Origin of the sequence: Micromonospora sp. D75 (assembly GCF_018070405.1) — a bacterium.
GTDB lineage: Bacteria > Actinomycetota > Actinomycetes > Mycobacteriales > Micromonosporaceae > Micromonospora > Micromonospora chalcea.
The window spans coordinates 1-5,188 of sequence record NZ_JAGPXV010000425.1; the positions used below are offsets into that span (position 1 = coordinate 1).

General features: G+C 72.4%; 5 protein-coding genes. 4 read left to right on the plus strand and 1 reads right to left on the minus strand.

All coding sequences use genetic code 11. The features are described 5' to 3' along the window. The 4 genes from KBX39_RS22210 to KBX39_RS22225 form a co-directional block, all read left to right on the plus strand. On the plus strand, nt 1-1,329 hold a 1,329-nt coding region (locus KBX39_RS22210; RefSeq protein WP_210872313.1), incomplete at its 5' end, for an FAD-binding oxidoreductase. Then, the gene (locus KBX39_RS22215) at nt 1,329-2,531 is read left to right on the plus strand and encodes a saccharopine dehydrogenase family protein (protein WP_210872315.1); all 1,203 of its coding nucleotides are present in this window, start codon (nt 1,329-1,331) and stop codon (nt 2,529-2,531) included. The genes KBX39_RS22210 and KBX39_RS22215, both read left to right, overlap by 1 nt. Continuing rightward, nucleotides 2,528-3,541: an agmatinase gene (speB, locus tag KBX39_RS22220; protein WP_210872317.1), complete on the plus strand. Its 1,014-nt coding sequence runs from the start codon at nt 2,528-2,530 to the stop codon at nt 3,539-3,541. Before KBX39_RS22215 ends, speB begins: the two co-directional genes overlap by 4 nt. Before the next feature lie 222 nt (nt 3,542-3,763). After that, the gene (locus KBX39_RS22225; protein WP_210872318.1) at nt 3,764-4,612 is read left to right on the plus strand and encodes a DUF559 domain-containing protein; all 849 of its coding nucleotides are present in this window, start codon (nt 3,764-3,766) and stop codon (nt 4,610-4,612) included. A 123-nt stretch (nt 4,613-4,735) separates the two neighbouring features. On the opposite strand, the gene KBX39_RS22230 is transcribed toward KBX39_RS22225, so the two are convergent. Then, the coding region (locus KBX39_RS22230) for a hypothetical protein (RefSeq protein ID WP_247660454.1) at nt 4,736-5,188 on the minus strand (453 nt) is incomplete at its 5' end.

Genomic DNA, 5,188 nt, shown 5'->3' on the forward strand with positions numbered 1-5,188 from the left:
CTGTCCGGCTCGCACACCGCCGACCTGCTCGTGGTCGGCGGCGGGTACGCCGGACTGTGGACCGCGCTGCTCGCAAAGGAGGCCGACCCGGACCGCGACGTCCTGCTCGTCGACGCGGGCACGTGCGGCTGGGCGGCGTCCGGGCGCAACGGCGGGTTCTGCGCCGCCTCGCTGACCCACGGGCTCGTCAACGGCGTCGATCGGTTCCCCGGCGAGATCGGCGAGCTGGAACGGCTGGGCCGGGAGAACCTGGACGCCATCGCCGCCACAGTGGCGAAGTACGACATCGACTGCGACTTCGACCGCACCGGTGAGCTGGCGGTGGCGTTCGAGCCGTACCAGCTCGACGGGCTCGCCGCGGACGCCGAGCTGGCCCGCCGGTACGGCCACGACGTGCGGCTGCTCGACCGCGACGAGGTACGCGCCGAGGTGGCGTCGCCGACGTACCTGGGCGGGATGTGGGACGCCGACCGGGTCGCCCTGCTCGACCCGGCGAAGCTCGCCTGGGGACTGCGCCGCGCCGCGCTCGACCTGGGCGTACGCGTGCACGAGCGCACCCGCGTCACCAGCCTGGCCGGCGACGGCGCGGCGCTGCTCGCCAGCACGGCGGGCGGCGCGGACGCGGCGCCCGGCGCGGTACGGGCGCGGCAGGTCGTGCTGGCCACGAACGCGTTCCCGCCGCTGCTGCGCCGGCTGCGCTCCTGGATCGTGCCGGTCTACGACTACGCGCTGATGACCGAGCCGCTGACCGGGGCGCAGCGCGACGCGATCGGCTGGCGGCACCGGCAGGGGCTCGCCGACACCGGCAACCAGTTCCACTACTACCGGCTCACCGCCGACAACCGGATCCTGTTCGGCGGCTACGACGCGATCTACCACTACGGCAACCGGGTGGCGCCCGCGCTGGAGCAGCGCGAGGCCACCTTCACCACGCTCGCCTCGCACTTCTTCACGACGTTCCCGCAGCTCGCCGATGTGCGCTTCAGTCACCGCTGGGGTGGCGTGATCGACACCTGCACCCGGTTCTGCGCGTTCTTCGGCACCGCGTACTCCGGACGCCTGGCGTACGCGGCCGGGTTCACCGGGCTCGGCGTGGGCGCGACGCGATTCGGCGCCCGCGTGACGCTCGACCTGCTCTCCGGCACCGACACCCCGCTGACCCGGCTCGACCTGGTGCGCCGCAAGCCGCTGCCGTTCCCGCCGGAACCGGTCCGGTCCGTGGGCATCAACCTCACCCGCTGGTCGCTCGCCCGCGCCGACGCGCGCGACGGACGGCGCAACCTCTGGCTCCGTACTCTCGACCGTCTTGGACTGGGGTTCGACTCCTGATGCGTATCCTCCTCGTCGGCGCCGGTGGCGTCGGCTCCGCAGCCGTATCCATCGCCGCCCGCCGTACCTTCTTCGAGATCATGGTGGTCGCCGACCACGACCCGGCGCGTGCGGCGCGGGCCGTCGCCGGGCACGGCGACCGGTTCGTCGCCGCCACTGTGGACGCGTCCTCCGCCGACGCGGTGGCCGCGCTGTGCCGGGAACACCGGATCACGCACGTCCTGAACGCGGTCGACCCGCGTTTCGTCATGCCGATCTTCGACGGCGCGTTCGCCGCCGGGGCCGACTACCTGGACATGGCGATGTCGCTGTCCCGGCCGCACCCCGAGCGTCCCTACGCCCAGACCGGGGTCAAGCTCGGCGACGAGCAGTTCGCCGTCGCGGAGCAATGGGCCGCCGCGGGGCGGCTCGCGCTCTGCGGCATCGGCGTCGAACCGGGCCTGTCCGACGTCTTCGCCCGCTACGCCGCCGACGAACTCTTCGCCGAGATCGACGAGATCGGGGTACGCGACGGCGCGAACCTGACGGTCGCCGGCTACGACTTCGCGCCCTCGTTCTCCATCTGGACCACCATCGAGGAGTGCCTCAACCCGCCGGTGATCTGGGAGGCCGGGCGCGGCTGGTTCACCACCGAACCGTTCAGCGAGCCGGAGGTCTTCGACTTCCCGGCCGGGATCGGCCCGGTCGAGTGCGTCAACGTCGAGCACGAGGAGGTGCTGCTCATCCCGCGCTGGGTCCAGGCGAAGCGGGTCACCTTCAAGTACGGCCTCGGCGCCGAGTTTATCGAGGTGCTGCGCACGCTGCACAAGCTCGGGCTCGACTCGACCGAGCCGGTGCGCGTACGCGGCGTCGACGTGTCGCCGCGCGACCTGGTGGCCGCCGCGCTGCCCGACCCGGCCACGCTCGGCGACCGGATGAGCGGCAAGACCTGCGCCGGCACGTACGTCACCGGCACCGGCCCGGACGGGCGGCCGCGCCGGGTCTACCTGTACCACGTGGTCGACAACGAGTGGTCGATGGCCGAGTACGGCCACCAGGCGGTGGTCTGGCAGACCGCCGTCAACCCGGTCGTCGCGCTGGAGCTGCTCGCCACCGGCGCCTGGTCCGGCACGGGCGTGCTCGGTCCCGAGGCGTTCCCGCCGACCCCCTTCCTGGAGCTGCTCACCGGCTACGGTTCGCCGTGGGGGATGGAGGAACGATGACCCGGTACGGCCCGATGTACGGCCCCGACGTCACGTTCCTCGGCGTGCCGCCGTGCACGGTCGAGGAGCCGGTCACGTACGCCGACGCGGACGTGGTGATCATCGGGGCGCCGTTCGACGGCGGCACCTCGCACCGGCCGGGCACCCGGTTCGGGCCGTCCGCCATCCGGCAGGCCTGCTACCTGCCGCACGACGGCTCCCGGCCGTCGCTGGCGCTGCGCGTGGACGGGCTGAAGGACCTGTGCGTCTACGACGCCGGCGACGTGGAGATGTTCAGCGGCGACATCGAGCGTTCGCTCGCCGCGCTGGAGACCGCCGTGCACGCGGTCGCCGCCGCCGGGGCGATCCCGGTGGTCCTCGGCGGCGACCACTCCATCGCGCTGCCCGACGCCACAGGCGTGGCCCGGCACCACGGGCTCGGCCGGGTGTCGCTGGTGCACTTCGACGCGCACGCCGACACCGGGGACGTCGAGTTCGGCTCGCTGCACGGCCACGGCCAGCCGATGCGCCGGCTGATCGAGTCCGGCGCGGTACGCGGCGACCGCTTCCTCCAGATCGGGCTGCGCGGCTACTGGCCCGGCCCGGACACGCTGGCGTGGATGGCCGAGCAGCGAATGCGCTCGTACGAGATGACCGAGATCGTGGCGCGCGGCCTCGACACCTGCCTCACCGAGGCGTTCGGCATCGCGACCGACGAGTGCGAGGGCGTGTTCCTCTCCGTCGACGTGGACGTGGTCGACCCCGGCATGGCGCCCGGCACCGGCACGCCAGAGCCGGGCGGGTTCACGTCCCGGCAGCTGCTCGACGCGGTCCGCCGGGTCTGTTACGAGCTGCCGGTGGTCGGGTTGGACGTGGTCGAGGTCGCCCCGCCGTACGACCACGCCGACATCACCGCGTACCTGGGCAACCGGGTGGTGCTGGAGGCGCTCTCAGCGATAGCCCGCCGCCGCCGAGACGCCGCCGGCGGAACCCCGTGGAACCCCACCCAGCCCCTCCTCGACTCCCGCTAACCCGCCCCCACCCCTCCCTCTCCCCGTTGATCTTGCACTTTCGGCCCCGGCATTCCGGTCCTTTCGGGTGTGCCACGGGCACCAACTGCAAGATCGCGCGGGGGTGGGTGGGGTCTAGCACGAGGGCGGGGTGGTGTGGGGGTTGTGCACAAGGACAGGGTTGTCCACAGGGGAAGCGTGGGACGAGGGGCCTCGGAAGGGTGAGGGCGGCATGGTCTGCGTATGTCTACGCAGCTTTGGCGGACCCGGGAGCTGATGCGGGTGCTCACCGTGAAGCGAGTACGCACACAGGTCAAACGGGAGGAGCTGACCCGGGTTCGACGCGGTGTCTATGCGCCGACGCCGTGCGATGACGAGGACGAACTGAGGGCACTGCTGCTGTGTCTTCCCGACGGCGCGATGCTCGCCATGCAGAGTGCGGCACGCCGTCACGGCTTCGGCGTACTTCGGGAATCCGCTGTGCACGTGCAGTTGCCGCCGGAGGTCGCCAAGCCACGGCTACCGGGGCTCGTCGTCCATCACTCGGTCCTGCCGGTCCGGCCGGTGTTCGTCGGCGGCCTACCGTGCGTGCCGGCCGCGCAGTGCGCGATCGACCTGGCCCGAGGCGTACGCCGGATGGACGCCCTTCCCGTGCTGGACGCCGCGCTCCGCTCGGGCGCCGTGACGGTCGACGACCTCGCGGCCGAGCTGCCTCTGCATCGAGCGCTTCGTGGCGTACGGCAGGCGCGTGACCTCGTGCCACGAGCCGACGGCCGGGCCGAGTGCCGGCAGGAGAGCCAGTTGCGGCTGCTGCTGCTCGATGACGGGCTGCCGGCACCTGAACCGCAGATGTGGGTTCACGACCGGTACGGCATACCCCGCTTCCGCATCGACCTGGGCTACCGGGAGCGGCGGGTGGGAGTGGAGTACGACGGTCTGTCCCACCTGGACCGGGAGCACATGCGGTACGACCGCGACCGGATCAACTGGCTCGACGCCAACGGATGGCGGATGCGCTACTTCACCGACCGCGACCTGTACCGCCGCCCGTCCCACATCCTCACCACCCTCCGAGCCGCCCTGACCCCCTAACCTGCCCCGCCCTCGCCCTCTCTCCCTCGCGATCTTGCACTTCGGTGCCCGACAAATAGGAGCAATAACGACAACCTCGGGGCACCAAGTGCAAGATCGCGGGGGAGAAGACGGGGAGGGCGGTCAGGGGCGGGCGCAGCGGGGGCGCAGGCGTACGGGCTCGGTGGTTTCGGTAATCGAGTTGGGCTCGATCACCAGGCGGGCGATCGTCGTGGCCGGGCCGGGGCGGAACCTGCCCTGGTCGGCGGGGATGGTCGCGGTCCAGGTGCCGGCGGTGCGCTCGTCGGTGCACGCGCCGATCACGCCGAACCCGAAGCCGGTGACCGAGCCGCGCCGCTGCTCCAGGTGCACCTCGATGTAGGCGAGGCCGCGCTCGTCGCCGCAGTCGAACCGGCCGCCGACGGTGGCGGTGTGCGCCCGCCCGTCGGCCGTGCCGAACCAGTTGACGGAGATGCTCGGAGAGGCCGCCGGGGCGGCGACGGCGGCGCCCGGCGCGAGCCCGAGCGTGGCGGCGGTGGCCAAGGCGGTGAGGCCGGCGGCGAGCACTGGCTGTCGGACCGGGTGCATGGGCGGTCT